The sequence below is a fragment of the Halorussus lipolyticus genome (genome assembly GCF_029338375.1).
Taxonomy (GTDB): Archaea; Halobacteriota; Halobacteria; order Halobacteriales; family Haladaptataceae; genus Halorussus; species Halorussus lipolyticus.
In genome coordinates this window covers 826783-846509 of sequence record NZ_CP119804.1, presented here as the reverse complement: position 1 = coordinate 846509, position 19727 = coordinate 826783, and the positions used below count along the sequence as shown (strand labels likewise).

The following is a 19727-nucleotide window of genomic DNA, read 5'->3' as shown; positions in this document are numbered from 1 at the left end:
CCGACTACGCTTTGCCGACCGTGACGACTTCGGCGTCCAACTTCTCCCGGAGGTAGCCGTCGATGTCCGGATTCGAGGTCAACTTCTGGAGCATCTGTCGCCATCGACCGACCTGCTTGTGACCGATGACCACCACGTCGGCCTCCTCGGCCGCGACCTCCTCGAGGATGGTTTCTTCGACCAGAAAGCCCTCGCGGACGACGTACCGGGCGTGTTCGACCCGGCCGACTTCGGTCTCGACTGCTCGCTTGAGCGCCGCCCGCGACACGTGCCGCCCTTGGTGGTAGAGGTTGACGTGGAGAATCGTCAGCGCCGCGTCGCGCTCGTCGGCGATGCGGACCGCCTCGGTCAGCGTTCGCTTCGAGTGGTCGGTCAGTGGGTAGCGGACGGGGACGACGACGCGAGTCACGTTTTCAGCAACGCCGTCCGGGTCCTTCTACCTCTCGGTCGCACCGACCTCGCGGGTCGCCCGCTGTCAGTCGGTCGCTTCCGATTCGGCCGTCTCCGTCCCGACGATTCGGCCCTCGATTTCCGGCGCAATCTCGTTCTCGCGGACGTACTCGACCAGCACGTCGTACTGGATGCCGCCGGTCTCGACGCGGTAGTCCTCGCGCAGGGTCGGGAACTCGTCGTCGGTGTGGAGAACGTAATCCGAGAGCGCGACCGAGTAGGTCCGGTCCTCGGCCAGCGGTTCGCCGCCGACCCGGACCGACTCGACGGTCGCCTCGTCCGGGTTCCAGACCACTTCCGCGCCGCTGACGTGAGCGTGCCACCAACCGGGTTCGGCGAATCCCAACTCCGGACTCGCGGCCCACTCGAAGGCCTCGTGGAGGGCGCTCCCCGGCACCTCCGCGAGGACGATTCGCTCCTCGAAGGGCGTGACGCTCACGAGGTCGGCCGCGGTAATCTCTCCAGCGATGGCGTCGCCGGTCCGGACCCCGCCGCTGTTCTGGAGGCCCACGTCGGCCCCGGTTGTCCTCCGATAGGCGTCGGCGACCAGATTCCCGAGTCGGGCCTCGCCGCCGAACAGGGTGGATTCGGCCCGGTCGAGTGGTTCCGAGACGGTGCCGACGACTTCGTTCAGTCCGGTTTCGGCGAGTCTGTTGCGCATCGCCTCGGCGACTTCCTCGCAGAGTGGCGCGTCGGCAACTCGGTGGCGCGTGACCTCGCCGGTCCCGAGGTCGATTTCCAAGACCACGGAGCCACCGTCTCCGGGGCGAGTGAGGAGCGTCCCGTCGATTCGGTCCCGGCGCTCGGTCGGGACGTGGCCGCCGAGGATGGCGTCGGCCTCGACTGCGCGGGCTAACTCCTCGTCGCCCTGACCGAGGTGCGAGACGACGACCGAGTAGTCGGCGTCCATCTCTGCGAGGACATCACCGGCTGTCTCGATGGGGTCGGTGAAGTCGAGGTCCGTGGCTTCGGGATTGATGGAACCGGTTCGCTCGGTCGTGACGCCGACGAACCCGACTGTGTAGCCGTCTGCTTCCGCGACTGTCGAAGGGACGACCCCGGCCTCGGCGGCGAATCGGTCGGCGTCCGACCGGTTGGCCGGGTCGGCGTCGTCCTCCCAGACGTTGGCGCTGACCCACGTTTGGGGTGAGTCGGCGACCACCGCTCTGAGGGCCGGGAGGCCGTGGTCGAACTCGTGGTTGCCGAACGTCTCCACGTCGGGGTCGACCGCATCGAAGAAATCGATGGCCTGCGCGCCCTCCTCGACCAGCGCGAGGACGCCGGGCGAGGTGTTGTCGCCGGACCCCGCGAGGAGGGCGTCCTCGCCGTCGAGTTCGCGGAGGAGGCCGGCGAGTCGGCCGGCGCGCTCGGGGGTGTCGTAGACGTTCTCCACGTCGGAGTAGTGGACGAGGCGGGGAGCCATTTGGTCGGAGTTGCGATGCCGGGGCTATGATTCCTTCGGCACGGAGCGGGAACCCTAAATTACTCGGGAGACAACTCCGAGGCGATGGACGAGACCACGACGGAGGACGGACAGACGGTGTACGTCTCCCGCGACGAGGGCGACCGGGGTTCGAAGGGACCTTTCTTCGTCGTCTACAGCGACGAGGACCGCGGGAACCGGTACGGCTACCTCTGCGGGAACTGCGAGCGCATCGACAACGCGATGGACCCGATGGGTCGCATCGAGTGCAACGTCTGTGGCAACGTCCGGAAGCCGACCGAGTGGGACGCCGCCCACGAGTAGTTGGCCAGTTTGCTTTTGGGGACAGTTCCCTAACCCCCGCCATGACCGACCCGAGAGACGAGGTTGTAACCCAACTCGAAAAGCACGAGGAGACCCTGCGACTCCACGAGTTCGTCCGACTCGTGGAGATTCACCACCGCGACGAGGGACCGGGCGTCGAGCGCGAACTGCTCGAAGCCTACGCCGACGCGGTGTCCTTCGACGTGGACTCGTCGGCGATAGACGACCGACTCACCGACAGCGAGCGTTGGGAACTCGGCCATCGCCTCTACGAACTCGACAGCGAGCGAATCAGCAACTACCCGCCGGACTGGCACGACCGACTCGTCGGGACCGACGACGTGCGGGAGATAATCGAGGTGATTCAGTCCGAGGTCACGGAACCCGAGGGCGACGAGCGCGAGGCCGTCACCGACGAACGCGGCGTCCCGCAACCGAAGGTGGTCCGGGTCGGACAGGCCATCGCCGACATCGACCCGGATACGACCCGCGAGCGAATCAACCAGATGCGCGACGACGACGACGTGGAGGAGTTCGCCACCCAGCATCGGGACCCGACCATCCGGTTGGAGTGAGTCGCAAGAAGGTTTATTAGCTTCTCCGTGCAACCTCTACTCGGATGGCCACTGTTAGCACACCGCCCATCGAGCAGGCGAGGACCATCTTCGACGACTTGGGCTACTCCGTCTCCGGTGACGGTGACGAGTTCCGAGCCGAGCGAAAATGGCGGGTCGTGCGTGTCACGGCTCTGACCGATTCGGACGAGACGCCGGACGACGGCGAACTGCGCTGTTTCGTAACGTGGAAAGAGTATGCGTCCGACCTCCGAGCGCGACTTCGGCGGACCGACCCCGAGTACGAGTGGGCCATAATCGGGGTCCGAGACTGTGGCGACTACGAGGTGCTTCGCGCGCCGCCGAGCGGGGCCGCCGCGGTTTGAATTAATTTCGGCCGGGGATTCCCGGCCCGACTTCTCCGAAACTCAGCGTTCGCCCAGTTTTTCGGCCGTCACAGCGAGGCCGGCATCTACGTCCACGTCAGCACCCTGCTTGTTGAGCGCGTCACCGAGCGCGCCCATCAGGTACGAGATGGTCTCGGCGCGCGACGAGTAGCCCATACAGCCGATGCGGAAGATGTCGCCCTCCAAGTCGCCGAGTCCGGTGGCGATTTCGAGGTCGTACTGGTCGATGAGATACTCGGTCACGTCCGTATCGGTCACACCCTCGGGGACCCTGACGGCGTTGAGGCTCGGAAGCCAGTACTCGTCGGGCGCGTTCATCTCCGCGCCCATCGCCTCGACGCCCGCTTTGAGGGCCTCGGCGTTCTCCCGGTGGCGCGCCCACCGGTCCTCGATGCCCTCCTCGGCGACGAGCCGCAAGGCCTCGCGGAGCGCGTAGACGTTCGTGATGGGGGCGGTGTGGTGATACGACCGGTCGTCGCCCCAGTACCCTTCCAGCAGGGAGAGGTCGAGATACCACGAGCGAGCGTCCTCGTCGCGGGACAGCACCTTGTCCATCGCGCGGTCGTTGAGGGTCAGCGGGGCCGCGCCCGGCGGACACGAGAGGCACTTCTGGGGGCCGGAGTAGGCCACGTCGATGCCCCAGTCGTCTACCTTCAGTTCGACGCCGCCGAGCGAAGTCACGGTGTCGGCAATCACGAGGGCGTCGTGGTCGTGGGCCACGCTGGTAAGTTCGGACACTTGGGGCTGGAGGACCCCCGTACTGGTCTCGGCGTGGACGAACCCGAACACGTCGGGTTGGTGTTCGTCCATCGCGTCGGCCACGTCGGCCGGGTCCAAGGGTTCGCCCCACGGGGCGTCAACGTGGACGACTTCGCCGCCCGCGCGCGACGCCATCTCCTCCATCCGACCGCCGAAGTAACCGTTGGTCGGGACCAGCATCGTGTCGCCGGGTTCCACGACGTTGCCGATTGCGGCCTCCATCGCCGCGGACCCGGTGCCCGAGACCGGAATCGTCCACTTGTTGTCGGTTCGGAAGGTGTACCGCAGGAGGTCTTGGACCTCGTTCATGATTTCGATGAACGAGGGGTCCAAGTGGCCGACCAGCGGGGTACTCATTGCCCGGAGTACCCGCGGGTGGACCTCGCTCGGTCCGGGACCCATCAGCGTCCTGTCCGGGGGTGTCAACTCGCCAACGTCCGGTTTCTCCACCATGGAGCGTGGTATCGCTCCGGGGCGACTTAAAAAATTTCACCGGCGAACCCGCGTTATTCGACCATTGCGCCCGAATCGACGAGTCGTAACGCGGCGTTTCCAGAGTCCGAGACCCCGGAACTGGGGGAAACGTATCGTTGCGACAACTGAACAGAAGAAACGGTCGTATCGGTTTATTCGGGTCTCTACTGTACGAGATAACGCCCCGACGGACGCGACGGGGGCGCGTTCGACGGGCGAGATTCAGAAACGGCACGACCGGACCCGCGGGGACCGCCACCGCGGGAGCGACCGACGACGGCCACGATTCCAGCGCGCACGAGGGTCGAACCAAACGGGGGAGGTTGGTTCGACCCCGTGCGGGCACCCAGCATGCCCGCTTACGGGCGGCCGCTCGGTCGGTCGCAACCGCTTGCGCGGCGACCCGAGCCGTCTCTTTCGACACCACTGGCGGGCGTGTTTGCCCGCCGACCGTACTGCTTTCGGCAATATTTCAATTTTAAAGGGCAATAAGAACGTTTTCTTGAGCATTGTATATAATTATGTAAGCAATGTGACGGGCGCGATTCGCGTGTCTTCCGGCGGTTGACCCGAACGCTATCTTCGATGCTTCTCTGAAGTACGATACCTCATCCCACGACCGACAAGAAGCTTATATCTCCTGAGCGCCAACCCTCTTTCCCATGATGGTCGGCCACGCGATGCTGGCGTTCGCCGTCGCCACCGCCGTCGCCATGCGGCGCTGGCCTTCCGAGCGGGCGCTGGCGTTCGGCATCGCGGCGGGCGCGTTCGCCGCCGTGCCGGACGTTGACATGTTTTACGCCGTGGTCGGCCTCGCGCAGGCCGGCGTCGGCGGCGTCTGGGAGATGACCGAGGCCTTCTGGGGGAGTTCCCACCTCGTCCACCGCGCAGTGACCCACTCGCTGGTCGTCGGAATCATCGGCACGGCGGGGTTCGTCGGGAGCGTCACCGACCGCTGGCGGCCGATTTCGGGACTGCTCCTCGCGGGACTGACGGCCGTGGCGTTCGCCGAGAGCGGTCTCCTCGGCGGAATCGTCATGCTCGTGTTCGCCGTCACCGGCGTCGCCGTGGCGGTGGCGCTGGCGCGGGCGACCGACCTCGGTCCTCGGGCGCTGGTCTCCGCGGCGCTGGTCGGCCTGCTGAGCCACCCGTTCGGCGACCTGTTCACGGGAGCGCCGCCCCGGTTCCTCTACCCGTTCGACGTTCGCCTCCTGACCGAGCGCGTGGTTCTCCTCGCGGACCCGACGCTCAACCTGCTGGCGGTGTTCGGCGTCGAACTGGCGACGATTTGGCTCGCGGGGTACGTCTACCTCCGGGCGACCGACCGACGGGTGTTCGCCCACATCGACACCCGCGCCGCGGTCGGGGTCGCCTACGCCATCGCCGCGATTACGATGCCCGCGCCGACGATGGAGGTTTCGTACCACTTCGTGTTCTCCATTCTGGCGGTCGGGATGGTCGGAGTCGCGCCCCACCTGCTTCCGTCGCGGTCGGTCCTCTCGGCCGAGTGGGACGAGGGCGTGACGTGGGTGCTGACCGGCCTCACCGCGGTCAGCGTCGCCGGCCTGACCTACACGCTGGTCTACGTGATTTATCCCTTCCCGTGAGTCCCGGTCCGGGGTCGCCACTCCCGACCGTCCCGACACCCCTGCTTTCTTACCGGATGGCTGTCTACGCCCCGATATGGCACGTCGCGCCGGCACGCTCGACCGAGTTGTGGAAGACGAGCGCGTCAACGCCGGACTCGGGTGGGCGCTAGTCGCATTTCTGGCACTCGTGGCGACCGAGGAGGTCCTCGACGGGAACCTCCTCTGGGCGGGGTTCTCGATGTTCGTCGCTGGCGTCGCGGTGGTTCCCTCGGTGGCGTACCGCGACTGGACCGCGATGCTCCCGTGGGAGGTGCTGGCGATGTCGGCGCTCCCCATCCTCGGGCGGGCGCTGGCCAACGAGGTGTTCGCCTCGCAGGTGGCGACGTACCTCTCGGTGGCGGCGCTGGCGCTCGTCGTCGCGGTCGAGTTACACGCATTCACGCCGGTCGAGATGACCGACTGGTTCGCGGTGCTGTTCGTGGTCGTCGCCACCATCGCCACCGCGGGCGTCTGGGCCGTCGTCCAGTGGCTCTCGGACATCTACCTCGGCACGGCGTTCATCCACAGCGAACACCGCCTGATGTGGGACTTCGTGGCCGCCACCGTCGTCGGCGGGATGGCGGGGGTCGTCTTCGAGTGGTACTTCCGGCGGTTCGCGCGGGTCGAGACGCGACTCCCAGACCACGCAGAAACGCTCCAGCGAGGTGACAACTCGTGAGAATCCGCGACCGACTCAGAATCTCCGAACGCCGACAGAGCCAGTTGACCAGAGCGATGGAAATCGGTCTCGTCGGCCTGTTTTTCATCGGTCTCGACCGAGGGAACGTCGGCATCGTGGTCAACTCGGCCATCGCGTTCGCGGTCACTTTCCTCCCCGCGATTCTGGAACGGGACTACGACATCCCGATGGACGCGGGCCTGACCCTCTGGATTACGGCCGCGGTGTTCCTCCACGCGCTCGGGACCATCGGCCCCTACCGCGACCCGACCCTCTGGTGGTGGGACCACATGACCCACGCGCTGTCGTCGTCGCTGGTCGCGGCCATCGGCTACTCGACCATCCGCGCCCTCGACGCCCACACCGAGGACATCTATCTCCCGCCGCGATTCACGTTCGTCTTCATCCTGCTGTTCGTCGTCGCCTTCGGCGTCATCTGGGAGGTCATCGAGTTCGCCATCGGCGGCGCGGCGAGTCAGTTCGGGAGCGCCAAGATACTCACCCAGTACGGTCTCGAAGACACGATGAAGGACCTGCTGTTCGATACCGTCGGCGGCCTCCTCGTGGCGATTTGGGGCACCGCGTACCTCTCGGACGTGGTGGGCGCGCTCACCGACCGCCTCGACGGCCACCAGCGCGAGGGCGACTGAGCGCAGTGAGAGTCCGCGAGGCCCCGTCCGGCCGATTGGCTTTAAGACGCTCTGCGTCGTACCCGTGAGGCGCGATGGTTTTCAAGAAAATCACGCTCATCGGGACGAGCGAGGAGAGTTTCGACGCCGCCGCGGACGACGCCATCGAGCGCGCCGAACAGACGCTGAACAACGTCAAGTGGGTCGAGGTGGACGAGTTGGGGGTCGAAATCGCCAACGCGCCGGACCGCGAGTACCAAGCCGAGGTCACGGTGGCCTTCGAGTTGGAGGAGTAGCGAACCGAATCGCGGTCCTCCTCGACCGGAGACGTTCGGGACCCAGCGTCAAGGTTAACATCCCGGACGCGAAACCATGTACCCATGAGTACCGATACCGCCCCGAAGGGCGACCCCACGACGAAAATCGAGGTGACGGAGGAGGCCGCCGAGGAAGCCCTCTCGCTGTTGGAGGGCGAGGAGTTAGACACCGACATCGCCGGACTCCGCCTGTTCGTCCAACAGGGCGGGTGTGCCGGCCTCTCCTACGGGATGCGCTTCGACGAGGAGGCCGAGGAGGACGACACCATCTACGAGCATCACGGCCTCCGGGTGTTCGTGGACCCCGCGAGCATGAACTACATCGAGGGGAGCGTCGTGGACTACGAGGACGGCCTGCAAGGCGAAGGCTTCCACGTGGACAACCCGAACGTGGTCAGCGAGTGCGGGTGCGGCGAGAGCTTCCGGACGTAAATCCGCAGAAAACTCCGTTTGTCAGTCCTCTTTCTCGAATCGCTTGCGAACGCTTTCTGCGTGCGCTTCCAACCCTTCTGCCTCGGCCAGCGTCGTAATCGTCTCCGAGAGGTCGCCCAGTGCGTCCTCATCCAGTCGCTGGACCGTAGTCGAACGCAGGAAGGTATCGACCGAGAGGCCGCCCGTAATCTTGGCGAGTCCGTTGGTCGGCAAGACGTGGTTGGTCCCGCTGGCGTAGTCGCCCGCCGCGACCGGGGTGTAGGGACCGAGGAAGACGCTCCCGGCGCTGTCGATTCGGTCGAGGAGGTCCTCGTCGTCCTCGGCCTGAATCGAGAGGTGTTCGGCGGCGTACTCCTCGGCGAACAGGATGGCCTCGCTCGGTGAGCGAGCGAGGAGGACCCCACTCTCGTCACTGTCGAGTGCCTCGCGGGCCACCTCGGCGCGCTCGCGGTCCGGGAGTTGGGCCTCGACCTCCTCGGCGATTGCCTCGGCAGTGTCCTCGTCGGCGGTGACGGCGACGACCGAGGCCTCGGGGTCGTGTTCGGCCTGCGCCACGAGGTCCGCGGCGACGAATCGGGGGTCTGCGGTCTCGTCGGCGAGGACGAGGACCTCGCTCGGACCAGCGAGGAAGTCGATGGCCACGTCGCCCTGCACTTCGGCCTTGCCTGCGGTGACCCACTTGTTTCCGGGGCCGACGATTTTCTGCACGCGGTCGATTTGCTCGGTGCCGTAGGCCAGCGCGGCGACTGCTTGGGCACCGCCGACGTTGAACACGCGGTCCGCGCCCCCAGCGTGGATGGCCGCCAGCGTGACGGGGTTCATCTCGTCGGCCGGCGGGGTGGCGACTGCGACCTGTTCGACGCCTGCGACCTTCGCGGGGATGATACCCATCAGCGCGCTGGAGGGGTAGGCCGCGGCCCCGCCGGGGACGTAGACGCCGACTCGTTCGAGCGGTCGGAACCGCCTGCCGAGTTCCCGCCCTTCGGAGAACTCCCGCCGCCAGTCGTCTGGCAGTTGGGCCTCGTGGAACTCCCGGACGTTCTCGGCAGCGGTCTCGATTGTCTCGCGCATCTCGTCGTCCAGTTCCTCGTAGGCGCGTTCGGCCTCGTCGGTGATGTCTAAGTTGCCGACCGACACGCCGTCGAACTCCTCGCAGAACTCCCGGACCGCCACGTCGCCCTCGTCGCGGACTCGGGACACGATGTCGCGCACGTCGTCGCGGACCTCCTCGACGCCCGCGTCGCGGTCGAAGAAGGCCCGGCGCTCGTCGGGTCCGAGGTCCGGTAGCGTTCGTACTTCCATGGGCGAAGGTTCGGAGCGCGGGCGAAAAACGGTTGTCCTTCGGCCGAGGTGTCCGCCACGTCCGCGCGGGGCGACCCGCCGAGATACGACGCCCTACATACGTAAAGAAATAAATACAGTCATCGAAACAACTCGGGATAGATGAGACGTTCGCTCGTTCGCGGTTCGATTTTCTTGTGCGCCGTGGTGGTACTCGTCCCGATGGCCGTGAGCGGCCTCGGGGCCTCGAACGACGTCCTCGCGGGGTCGGGGACCGACGCTCTGGGTACCGGTAACAAGACGAGTGACGTCATCAACATCTCCAACGAGCGGACCTCGATATATCTCTCGTCACAGCGCGTCGTCGTGGAGAACGGCGGCGAGGCGCGTCTCGATTTCAGCGCGGTCAACTACGTCACGAACGAGCGACCGATGACTGTCCAACTCATCTTTCAGGCACCCAGCGGGGTGTCGGTCACCGGCGTAAACGACGTAGACGAGGGGGACAACCAGTACGTCGCCACGCGAACGCTCGAACCCGGCGGCGAGTTCGGGACCGGCATCGCCATCGACCCCGAGAGTCCGGGCACGTACACAGTCACCGCCAAGGCCGTCTACTACTTCGGGACCGACCGCGCCGACGGTGGCGGGAAGGAGGTCGAACTCGAAATCACCCACCGAGCGCCGCCCAAGGCGAGTTCCGAGAAGGTCGTCTCGAGCGTCACGAGCGCGCCGTCGGGACTGTTGTCGGAGTTCACCGACCCGTTCCCGGCAGAGTACGCGCCGCTGTTCGGTTCGACGCTGGTTCGCATCAACGTCGTCTACGCCTTCTTCGACTACCTCTTTCTGCTGTTTTTCCTCTTTCTCCTGTTCGACGCCAACAGCAGTGGTAGCAACGACGAAGACGATAATTTCAGTTTGGCGAACATCCTGTCGATGATTCTCACCCCGATACTCCTCGCGGTCGGGGTTACGAGACCGGTCCTCCTCGTGGGTATCGGGCTTACCGTCTCGGCTATCGCGCTGTTGGTCGGGATACTGTTGTTCCGGACGGTCCTCGGTTGAGACCAGTATCGTTCGTCTCGCGGACAAGGAAATAATATTATTTTCTTCGGAATTAGATATAGATGGGATAAAAATAGAGAGTTATCTCATCGTCGTCGAACCGGTAGCTCAGCAACTGTCCACGATTTCGTAGTAGCCCTCTGAGGTCTCTTTCAGCGTCGTGGTCTCGTAGGTGTTGTACAGGCCCATGTTTTCGTCGGAGCCTTCGGCGTAGGCGTAGCTACCGTCGGTCCACGCCCGGCCCTGCTGGACGTGGGTGTAGTTGTCCGCGGTGCCGCAGTAGCCCTCGAAGCTACCGCCGCCGACCGAGATGGTGACTGTATCTGTGTCCGTCGCGCCCGCGTCGTCGGTGACGGTCAGCGTGGCGGTGTAGTCGCCCGAGGAGCTATAGCTGTGACTCGCAGTTTGGCCCGTGGCGGTCGTCCCGTCGCCGAAGTCCCACTCGTAGGACGAGATGGACCCGTCGGAGTCCGACGAGTTCGACCCGTCGAACGAAACTGTCTCGTCCACCGCGGGGTCGGTCGGCGAGGCGCTCGCGGAGGCCGTCGGCGCGGCGTTGTCGTCACCACCACCGCCGCCGGACCCGTCGTCGGGGCCGTCGAGGGTGAATCGACTGAAGAAGTTCCAGATGCGCTGGCTGGCGTCGGGACCGCCGGGTGCGGTGTAGGAGCCACCCGACGCGCCGCCGGACCATGCGTGGCCCATGCTATCGACCTTGTACTTCTCGACCCAGACGGTTCCGTTGTCGTCGGCGTACTCGTACTTGGTGTAGCTCAGACTGTCGCCCGAACCGGTCGTGGTGTTGTCGGCGGTGTAGTCGAGGTTGTCGTCGTCGGTGCCGTCGAGCGCGAGGTCGTTGGTGTAGGTGGCGCGCTCGGTCTCCTCGTCGCCGTTGCAGGGGTAGACCGTGTAGTCGCTCGTACCGTGGAACACGATGGTCGGCACCGGTCGGGTGATGCCGAAGTCCTCCATTCGGTCGTAAGCGTCTTGGCCCTCCTCGGCAGGCGAGGGGCCGGAGCTACAACTCGACATCACGGTCGAACCGTCGGATTGGGTCTCGGCCACGTCGTACATCAGACCGGAGTGGACGCCGCCCGCGGCGAACACGTCGGCGTACTCCACGACGAGGTTCGGGACGAATGCGCCGCCCGCCGAGAACCCGGCGGCGTAGACGCGCTTGTCGTCGATGGCGTGATTGGACTTCACTTGGTCCACCATGCCCTTGATGAGTGCCAACTCGCCGTTCCCGCGGGTCGTGTTGGCGTCGTTGAACCACTGCCAGCACTCGTTGAAGTCGGCCGTCGTGGTCTGGTCGGGGTAGATGACGATGAAGTTCTCCTGTTCGGCGACCTGATTCATCTGGGTCTCGTCTTTGAACCCGTCGGGACTCTGGGTACACCCGTGGAGCATCACCACGAGGGGGACGTTGGTCGAACCGTCGGCCCCGGTCGGGACGTACTTCTTGTAGGTCCGACCGTCGTAGGTTTCGGACGTGTAGGTGCCTTCAGCGCCCGCCGAGACGCCTGCGAAGGAGACTGCGCCACTCGCGCCGACTGCGCCACCGAGAGATTTCAACAGCGTGCGTCGTTCCAAATTCATCGTTATTCACTCCGCGTTCGGCCTTCGAAGAAGTTCCAGAGAAGCTGGCTCGCGTCGGGACCGCCCGGCGCGGTGTACTCGCCGCCCGACACGCCGCCGGACCACGCGTGGCCCATGCCGTCCACCATCATCTTCTTGACTATCGTCTCGCCGTTCTCGTCGTGGTAGTCGTAGGTCGTGTAGTTGTAGGACTCGGAGGTGCCGTCAGTCACGACGTCGGCGGTGTAGTCGGTGCCGTCGTCGTCGGCGTCGTCGGTGGCGAGGTCGTTGGTCTGGGTGGCCTGTTCGGCGGCCTGATGCCCGTTGATGGGATAGACGGTGGTGTCGTCGGTGCCGTGAATCACCATCGTCGGGAGGTTGCTGGTGATGCCATAGTACTCCATCGCGTTGTAGGCTTGCGTGCCTTGGTCTTGGGGGTCGGGACCGCCGTAGGTCATGGCGGTCGTCCCGCCGTAGGAGGTTTCGGCCGCGTCGTACTCCAGTCCGGAGTGGACGCCGCCCGCGGCGTAGATGTCTGCGTACTCCGCGAGCATGTTCGGGACCATCGCCGCGCCCGCCGACAGACCAGCGATGTAGACGCGCTCGGGGTCCAGCCCTTCGGCGTCTACGGTCTCTTGGGTCATCCCGGCGATAACCGCGGCCTCGCCGTCTCCCCGCGTCGTGTTCGCGTCGTAGTACCAGTTCCAGCACAGCGCGCCGTTTCTGGCGTTATACTGGTCAGGATAGATGACGGCGAAGCCTTCACGGTCGGCCACCGCGTTCATCCGGGTCTCCTCGCGGAACTGATCTGCGGTCTGGGAACACCCGTGGAGCATCACCACGAGCGGGTCGCCCGCGCCGACTCCATCCGGGACGTACTTCCAGTAGTCGAAACCGCTGTAGTAGTGGTTCGTGTACGACCCCGAGGCCGCGGCGGAACCGGCACCGCCGAGGACGCTTGCTGTGCCGATTGCGCTTCCGGCCGACTTGATGAAGGTTCGTCTGTCGTAGTTCATGACGTGACACTACGTACCAATACCTACTAATAAATCTAAGCCTAGGTTAATATGTAAAATACGTCGGGCGCACCGAGGTCGTCGGCGCGCGAGAACGGTCGCCGACGAACTCCCAGCGGTCGGTTCGTCCAGCGACTTCCGCGAGGGCGCAGAAACAGCAAGGACACCCGACACCAGCGGATTTATTCGAGCGTTCGAGCAAGTTGGCCCGTGGCCTCCAAATCGAACGACCGGGACCTCGCCGTGGAGACGCCGGACGTGGGGACACCGGATTCCGACGCGGGAACGCCGAACCCCGACGCGGCGCGCGACTCCGCCGACGAGCGACTCGAAGACGCGCTGGAACGAGTCGCCCACGGCGCGACGATTTCGGTCCCGTCGATTCTCGTCCAGCGCGGACTGACCCTCGCGTTCACCGCGATGCTGACCAACGGATTCACGGCGAGTTCCTACGGGGCATTCGCACTGGCCCGGCGACTCCAACGGTTCCTCCTCAGACTCACGCTCGGGTTCCGGAGCGGACTGAGCCGATTCCTTCCCAACGCGGATTCGCGGGCCGAGCGGGACGCGCTGGCGACGTTTGCGAGTCTGCTGTTGGTCGGGGTTGCGACCGCGTTCGGGGTCGGCCTGTTTCTGGCGGCCCCGGTGGTGACTCGGATAGCGAGCGAGGGCGCGCAGTTCGAGTTGGTCCTGCGAATCTTCGCGGTCGGCCTGCCCGCGGGGGTCTGGCTGTTCACCGTCACCGAGATTCTGCGCGGCATCGAGGCGGTCGGCCCGCTCAACCTCACCTTTCGAGTCGGGTTCCCGACCGCTCAGTTGGTCGCGGGCGCACTCGCCGTCGTCGTCTTTCGGGACTTGGCGGCGGCCGCGGTGGGAGTTCTGCTGTCGATGGGGGTTGTCGGAGTCGGCGGGGCAATGTGGCTCGCTCGGGAGCGAGACTTTCGTCCTCGGGTCCGGGGTCCCGACGCGGCCCGACTCCGGCGCAAGTACCTCTCGTTCACGCTCCCCCTGTTCGTCGGCGGGTTCGCCACCACGACCCAGCGGTTGGGGTTCTACCCGCTCATCGCGGTGTACCTGTCGAGCGTCGCGGGCGGGGTGTTCGCCATCGGGGTGCTGTTAGGGACGCTGGTCCGACTCCCACTGATGGGCATCAACCAGTTCATCCCGCCGGTCGCGGCGGCGCTCAACGAGGAGGACCACCGGGAAGCCCTCAAACGGCTCTACCACGTCACGAGCAGGCTGGTGCTGGTCGGGGTGACGGGACTGGCGATTCCGGTCGTCGTCTACCGGGAGTCGGTGATGGCGCTGTTCGGACCGACCTACGTCGAGTACGCCCCGCTCCTGCCGGGGTTCATCGTCGCCCAGTACGCGGCGTGCGCCGCGGGGTCGGTCGGGATTCTTCTCAAGATGACCGACAACCAGCGGGCGCTGTTGGTGGTCAACGTGGTGATTACCGCGTTTCTGGCCGTGACCGCGATTCCGCTGACCACGCGGTTCGGCCTGCCGGGACTGGTGGTGGGATACGTGCTGATGTTGACGGTGAACAACGGACTGGAGGTCGTCGTGCTGTACTACCTCGAAGGGCTTCAACCGTTCACGCGCCTGCACACTGCGCCGCTGGTCGCGGCGGTCCCGCTGGCGACGGTGGCGCTCGTGGCCAAGACGGCGATTCCGGGTCCGGTCGGGCCGGTCGTCGGGACCGCTGGGGGACTGGTCGCCTACGCGAAATCGCTCGCCGCGCTCGGGTTCACGCCGGTCGAGCATCGACTGGCAGAGACGCTGGTCGGTCGCTACCGGGCGGCGTTCGCGGGCCGGTGGCCACTCTCCGGGCGGTAGTTCGGGGGTTACTCGTCCAGAATCGTCTCGGCGAGCGCCGGGAGGAAGGTCCCGATGTCCGTGACCATGCCGATTGCCTGCGCGCTCCCCCGGTCGAGGAGTTGGGTGACGGTCGCAGGATTGATGTCCACACAGACGACGCGAGTCGTCGAAGGCAGACAGTTGCCGACCGCGACCGAATGCAAGAGCGTGGCGAGCATCAATACGAGGTCGGCCTCGTGGGCCTGCTCGCGGATTGCGTTCTGGGCCTCCACCGCGTCGGTCATGGTATCGGGAAGCGGCCCGTCGTCCCGGATTGACCCCGCGAGGACGTAGGGCACGTCGTTCTCGACGCACTCGTACATCACGCCCTCGTCCACGAGGCCCTCCTCGACCGCTTCGTGGATGCCGCCCGCGCGGATGACCTCGCTAATCGTGTAGATGTGGTGTTTATGTCCCTTGCGGGGGTTTTCGAGCGTCTCGACGTTCATCCCGAGCGACGTGCCGTAGCGGCCGCTTTCGAGGTCGTGGACCGCAAAGCCGTTGCCCGCCGAGAGCATATCGACGTAGCCCTCGCTGACGAGTCTGGCGAGCGCATCGCCCGCACCGGAGTGAACGACCGCGGGACCGGGAACTGCAAGGACGGACCCTCCTTCCGCCTTGGTCTCGGCTACGGCCTCGGCGATTTGCCGGATGAGCGACTCGGAGGGCCGCTCGGCCGAGACACCACCCTGCATGAACCCGAAGGGACCTCCCGAGTCGCGGGGACGCTCGGGCGGGTCCACTCGAACACCGGCGTCGTCAGTGACTACCAAGTCGTCCTCGTCTATCGCATTCAAGACCTTGGTGTACGCGCGCGGCCCGTCGGGGTCCACGACGACGGCACAGTCCATCTCGATATTCTCGACGGGAAGCCACTCGCCGTCGTATCTGACCTTCGTCGGATGGTTCGTCGTCGAGTAAAAGCCGTCCGGAACCACACGGTCCTCGGGTGCCGGCTCGAGGGTCGCGTTCGGCGGGTCCGAGAGGTGCGCGCCGTTCTGGTTGAGTTCGTGCAGGATTTCTCGAAGTTGGTCCTCGTCGTCCGCTTGGACTATCATCCGGCAGTAGGACTCCTCGTCTTTGTGCTTGCCGACATCGAAGACTTCGACGTCGAAGTTCCCGCCGAGGTCCATCACCACGCCGAAGCACCGTTGCATCATCCCCGAGTCGATGATGTGTCCCTCGAGTTCGACACTTCTTGCTACTGTCATACTGTGACGACGAGCGACGATACGATGAACGTTTTGCCGAGTGGAGATGGTGCTGGTCAGTCAGTTCGAAATGAAAAAACCCCCACACAGCATCGTGCTGTGTGAGGGTTGTATGAATGGAGGCGGCGAATCGGGGTTCCCAGAGGCTCGCGCACTCCAGTACTAACCGAAACGCAGGCAGGCTTAACTTCCGTGTTCGGGATGGGTACGGGTGTCACCCTGCCGCTCTGGCCGCCTTAACGCCGACTCACGGAATCGAACCGTGATGGTATGCCAGTGTCGGTGGTTCGACTACGACCGTAATGTACGTGCAATCCAGTTTGCGCCTGGACCCGAACGCTGTGTTCGAGTCAGTGCGAGAGTTGCAACACCTGATATGAGTGTTGGCTTGACCTGTTAGTGCTCGCGGACTGAACGCCTCGTTGCCTCGGCGCGTACATCCCGAGTCTATCGAACTCGTCTTCTACGAGTGGTCTCGGTGGTGTCTCTTTTCCAAGTGGGTTTCGAGCTTAGATGCGTTCAGCTCTTACCCCGTGTCACGTGGCTGCCCGGCACGCGCCCTTTCGGACGACCGGTACACCAGTGGTGACCAATCGTAGTTCCTCTCGTACTATACGATTGTTCTTGTCAGACACCGTAACACCCCCAATAGATAGCAGCCGACCTGTCTCACGACGGTCTAAACCCAGCTCACGACCTCCTTTAATAGGCGAACAACCTCACCCTTGCCCGCTTCTGCACGGGCAGGATGGAGGGAACCGACATCGAGGTAGCAAGCCACTCGGTCGATATGTGCTCTTGCGAGTGACGACTCTGTTATCCCTAAGGTAGCTTTTCTGTCATCAATCGCCCGCATCAAGCAGGCTGATTGGTTCGCTAGACCACGCTTTCGCGTCAGCGTCCCTCGTTGTGTAGGACACTGTCAGACTTCCTTTTGCTCTTGCGCTCTGTTCCGGGTTCCCGACCCGGATGAGGAAATCTTGGGGCACGCTCGATATCTTTTCGAGCGTGTACCGCCCCAGTCAAACTGCCCGGCTACCGGTGTCCTCCTCCCGGAGTGAGGGTCACAGTCACTGACGGGTAGTATTTCAATGATGGCTGGGTGGCCCGCTAGCGCGGGTACCTCTGTAATGCCTCCTACCTATGCTGCACATCAGCGACCGTGTCCCAGCGACAGCCTGCAGTAAAGCTCTATAGGGTCTTCGCTTCCCCTTGGGGGTCTCCAGACTCCGCACTGGAACGTGCAGTTCACCGGGCCCAACGTTGGGACAGTGACGCTCTCGTTGATCCATTCATGCAAGCCGCTACTGAAGCGGCAAGGTACTACGCTACCTTAAGAGGGTCATAGTTACCCCCGCCGTTAACAGGTCCTTCGCCCCGTTGTACCGGGTGTTCAGATACCTGCACTGGGCAGGATTCAGTGACCGTACGAGTCCTTGCGGATTTGCGGTCACCTATGTTGTTACTAGACAGTCGGAGCGTCCGAGTCACTGCGACCTGCCTCTATCCGAGGCAGGCATCCCTTATCGCGAACTTACGGGACTAACTTGCCGAATTCCCTAACGTCGGTTGCTCCCGACAGACCTTGGCTTTCTCCGCCTGAGCACCTGTGTCGGATCTCGGTACGGACGCTATGCTCCCTTTTCACGGGCCCTAGGTAACATCAACTTGCGCTATCTTCAGCTTCGTTCGCTTCGTGCCATTACGGCTTCCACGAAGTTCCTGAATTCGACCGGGCGAATGCCCGGCTTGATGGTTCCCAAGGCGTCGGTTTCACTGCATAGCGGCACGGGAATATTAACCCGTTTCCCTGTTGTCTCATTCGAGTTGCGGTGAGACTTAGGACCGGCTAACCCTCGGCTGTTCAGCATTGCCGAGGAACCCTTGCTCGTAAGGCCGTCGGGGGTCTAACCCGACTAACGCTGCTACTATGACCAGGATTTTCGTTCCCGTTCGGTCCACGCGAACTCTCGCCCGCGCTTCCATCCGACCGGAATGCCAAACCTACTCGATCACCCTGTGATGGGTGCGGCCAGGTCTCGGTGGTAGACTTGAGCCCCGATCATTTTGGGCGCCTCAAACCTCGGCCGGTAAGCTGTTACGCTTTTCTTAGAGGGTAGCTGCTTCTAAGCTCACCTCCCGGCTGTCTAGGGCTTGAGACCACCTTCAATCGCACTTAGTCTACACTTTGGGACCTTAACCCGGCTCTGGGTTGTTCCCCTCCTGGTGCACAGGCTTACCCCGCACACCGGATTCCCCGCGTCGACAGTGTCCGTAAGTTTGGAGTTTGACAAGGAGACCAACTCCTCTCGGAGGTGGTTCTCCTAATCGGTCGCTCTACCTCACGGACGACCTCGGCGGAGGTCATGCTTCGACATGTTTCGGTTGGAACCAGCTGTTGCCAGATTCGATGGGCCTTTCACCCCTACACGTAGGTCACGGGAGGGTATTGTAGGACACCATCCCTAACAGGCCTCCACGTGCCTTTCGGCACGCTTCACCTTGCCCACGCGTAGATCATCTGGTTTCGGGTCGTGTCCGATTGACTCCCCGCCCTTGAAGACGGCGGCCCTCGTCAAAGACTGCGGCCATGTTGGTTTCCCTATGCCTTCCCGGGTTCACCGGTTAGACTTGCCAATCAGACACACTCCCTGGGTCGTTTTTCAAAACGTACGACGAGACACCGGCTTCCAATGAGTCCTACTGCGACCTTGCGGTCGTGTCGTTTATCATTGGACCTTTTGAGCCTCGTCGCTCGATCGCCAACTGATTTCAGGCGCTATTGCACCTCCCTTTGTGGGGTGCTTTTCAGCGTTCGCTCACGCTACTTGTTCGCTATCGGTCTCGAGTCGTGTTTAGTCTTCGCGGTTAATGCCCGCGGTATTCACAAGGAATATCCAATCCCTGCTACTCTGGAACTAACGCACGCTGTACTAACTCAACGTACGGGGCTTTCACCCTGTATCGCGCTCCATTCCAGGAGACTTCGGTTGAGTGGTCGAGCGCTGAGAGTTAGTCCGAACACCACATTGCCCGTAAGGGCTTCGGTTTGGACTGGGTCGCGTTTACTCGCGGTTACTAACGACATCCCATTCGGTTTCTTTTCCTGCCGGTACTGAGATGTTTCAATTTCCGGCGTTCCCCATTGCGCAAGGCAATTGCTGTGGGGATTCCCATTCGGAGATCCTGAGTTCTTCGCCTCCGTGCGGCTCCCTCAGGCTTATCGCAGCTTGGCACGTCCGTCATCGGCGCTCGAGCCGAGCCATCCACCAGCTGGCACAGTAGCCACGCTGTTGGTTATCGTGTGTTGCATCGCACTTGACCCGGAACACTGCATTCGGATCCAGTGGACGCCTGGATTGCACGTACATACGGTCGTCATCATCACGTCCCATAGGTGATACGGGAGCGTGCATCGAACCCTTCCTACTCGCGCTTTCACGGAGTAGTGCATCGGTTAGTGTGGATTCAATCATTACCCCGCATCCCACTTAAGGGACACGGTTCGATTCAACCCACGGCATGGACCCACTAGGAGTCGAACCTAGGGCTTCCTCCTTGCAAAGGAGGCGCTCTGCCACTGAGCTATGGGCCCTTCCCCAGAACGGGGAAGTGAATGTAGCCCTGGTAGTTCAAAGGTGCT

The 19727-nt window shown here is 63.8% G+C and carries 17 protein-coding genes, 1 tRNA gene and 2 rRNA genes; 10 read left to right on the top strand and 10 right to left on the bottom strand.

Translation table 11 applies throughout. From position 1 onward, the window contains the following. Window positions 1-4: 4 nt before the first annotated feature. Both P2T57_RS04280 and P2T57_RS04275 read right to left on the bottom strand, forming a co-directional pair. Entirely contained in the window at window positions 5-409 is a 405-nt protein-coding gene (locus P2T57_RS04280; RefSeq protein WP_276301241.1) for a universal stress protein, read from the bottom strand. 66 nt (window positions 410-475) lie between these two features. Beyond that, a complete protein-coding gene (locus P2T57_RS04275; protein WP_276301240.1) occupies window positions 476-1873 on the bottom strand; it encodes a bifunctional metallophosphatase/5'-nucleotidase in 1398 nt (465 codons plus the stop codon). An 84-nt stretch (window positions 1874-1957) separates the two neighbouring features. Between P2T57_RS04275 and P2T57_RS04270 the strand changes: the two genes are divergently transcribed. Genes P2T57_RS04270 through P2T57_RS04260 form a run of 3 tightly spaced genes read left to right on the top strand, consistent with a single transcriptional unit; the run spans window position 1958 to window position 3137 of the window. Next, window positions 1958-2197 (top strand): DUF5816 domain-containing protein, encoded by a 240-nt coding sequence (locus tag P2T57_RS04270; RefSeq protein WP_276301239.1) that lies wholly within the window; start codon window positions 1958-1960, stop codon window positions 2195-2197. A gap of 41 nt (window positions 2198-2238) precedes the next feature. Next, window positions 2239-2772 (top strand): hypothetical protein, encoded by a 534-nt coding sequence (locus P2T57_RS04265; RefSeq protein WP_276301238.1) that lies wholly within the window; start codon window positions 2239-2241, stop codon window positions 2770-2772. A gap of 44 nt (window positions 2773-2816) precedes the next feature. After that, on the top strand, window positions 2817-3137 hold the full coding sequence (locus P2T57_RS04260; RefSeq protein WP_276301237.1) for a DUF7116 family protein: 321 nt from the start codon (window positions 2817-2819) through the stop codon (window positions 3135-3137). A gap of 42 nt (window positions 3138-3179) precedes the next feature. Here the strand turns inward: P2T57_RS04260 and P2T57_RS04255 are convergent, their stop codons facing one another. Beyond that, window positions 3180-4370, bottom strand: a complete 1191-nt coding sequence (locus tag P2T57_RS04255) for a pyridoxal-phosphate-dependent aminotransferase family protein (protein ID WP_276301235.1) — start codon at window positions 4368-4370, stop codon at window positions 3180-3182. Between the two features lie 683 nt (window positions 4371-5053). Between P2T57_RS04255 and P2T57_RS04250 the strand changes: the two genes are divergently transcribed. The 5 genes from P2T57_RS04250 to P2T57_RS04230 all read left to right on the top strand — a co-directional run bounded on the left by P2T57_RS04250 (window position 5054) and on the right by P2T57_RS04230 (window position 8076). Then, window positions 5054-5998 (top strand): metal-dependent hydrolase, encoded by a 945-nt coding sequence (locus P2T57_RS04250; RefSeq protein WP_276301234.1) that lies wholly within the window; start codon window positions 5054-5056, stop codon window positions 5996-5998. A gap of 76 nt (window positions 5999-6074) precedes the next feature. Then, window positions 6075-6698: a hypothetical protein gene (locus P2T57_RS04245; protein WP_276301233.1), complete on the top strand. Its 624-nt coding sequence runs from the start codon at window positions 6075-6077 to the stop codon at window positions 6696-6698. Next, a complete protein-coding gene (locus tag P2T57_RS04240) occupies window positions 6695-7348 on the top strand; it encodes a DUF2238 domain-containing protein (protein WP_276301232.1) in 654 nt (217 codons plus the stop codon). The genes P2T57_RS04245 and P2T57_RS04240 overlap by 4 nt, the downstream gene beginning before the upstream one ends. A 74-nt stretch (window positions 7349-7422) precedes the next feature. Next, window positions 7423-7623 (top strand): dodecin, encoded by a 201-nt coding sequence (locus tag P2T57_RS04235; protein WP_276301231.1) that lies wholly within the window; start codon window positions 7423-7425, stop codon window positions 7621-7623. A gap of 84 nt (window positions 7624-7707) precedes the next feature. Then, window positions 7708-8076, top strand: coding sequence for a HesB/IscA family protein (locus P2T57_RS04230; protein ID WP_276301230.1), 369 nt, complete (start codon window positions 7708-7710; stop codon window positions 8074-8076). Window positions 8077-8097: 21 nt separating this feature from the next. Here the strand turns inward: P2T57_RS04230 and hisD are convergent, their stop codons facing one another. Further along, on the bottom strand, window positions 8098-9378 hold the full coding sequence (gene hisD, locus P2T57_RS04225; RefSeq protein ID WP_276301229.1) for a histidinol dehydrogenase: 1281 nt from the start codon (window positions 9376-9378) through the stop codon (window positions 8098-8100). A 201-nt stretch (window positions 9379-9579) separates the two neighbouring features. On the opposite strand from hisD, the gene P2T57_RS04220 reads away from it, so the two are divergent. After that, window positions 9580-10422, top strand: a complete 843-nt coding sequence (locus P2T57_RS04220; protein ID WP_276301228.1) for a hypothetical protein — start codon at window positions 9580-9582, stop codon at window positions 10420-10422. Between the two features lie 108 nt (window positions 10423-10530). Here P2T57_RS04220 and P2T57_RS04215 read toward each other — a convergent pair whose 3' ends face one another. After that, the gene (locus P2T57_RS04215; protein ID WP_276301227.1) at window positions 10531-12021 is read right to left on the bottom strand and encodes an extracellular catalytic domain type 1 short-chain-length polyhydroxyalkanoate depolymerase; all 1491 of its coding nucleotides are present in this window, start codon (window positions 12019-12021) and stop codon (window positions 10531-10533) included. Between the two features lie 2 nt (window positions 12022-12023). After that, window positions 12024-13016, bottom strand: coding sequence for an extracellular catalytic domain type 1 short-chain-length polyhydroxyalkanoate depolymerase (locus tag P2T57_RS04210; RefSeq protein ID WP_276301226.1), 993 nt, complete (start codon window positions 13014-13016; stop codon window positions 12024-12026). Between the two features lie 210 nt (window positions 13017-13226). Between P2T57_RS04210 and P2T57_RS04205 the strand changes: the two genes are divergently transcribed. Beyond that, the gene (locus P2T57_RS04205; RefSeq protein WP_276301225.1) at window positions 13227-14852 is read left to right on the top strand and encodes a lipopolysaccharide biosynthesis protein; all 1626 of its coding nucleotides are present in this window, start codon (window positions 13227-13229) and stop codon (window positions 14850-14852) included. Between the two features lie 8 nt (window positions 14853-14860). Here P2T57_RS04205 and P2T57_RS04200 read toward each other — a convergent pair whose 3' ends face one another. From P2T57_RS04200 to P2T57_RS04185, 4 genes are all read right to left on the bottom strand, one after another. Next, window positions 14861-16084, bottom strand: a complete 1224-nt coding sequence (locus P2T57_RS04200) for an ornithine cyclodeaminase, nickel-pincer nucleotide-dependent (RefSeq protein ID WP_276301224.1) — start codon at window positions 16082-16084, stop codon at window positions 14861-14863. A 117-nt stretch (window positions 16085-16201) separates the two neighbouring features. After that, window positions 16202-16323, bottom strand: a 5S ribosomal RNA gene (gene rrf / locus P2T57_RS04195). A gap of 138 nt (window positions 16324-16461) precedes the next feature. Beyond that, window positions 16462-19378, bottom strand: a 23S ribosomal RNA gene (locus tag P2T57_RS04190). A 229-nt stretch (window positions 19379-19607) separates the two neighbouring features. Then, window positions 19608-19679 (bottom strand) — tRNA-Ala (locus tag P2T57_RS04185). Window positions 19680-19727: the final 48 nt, after the last annotated feature.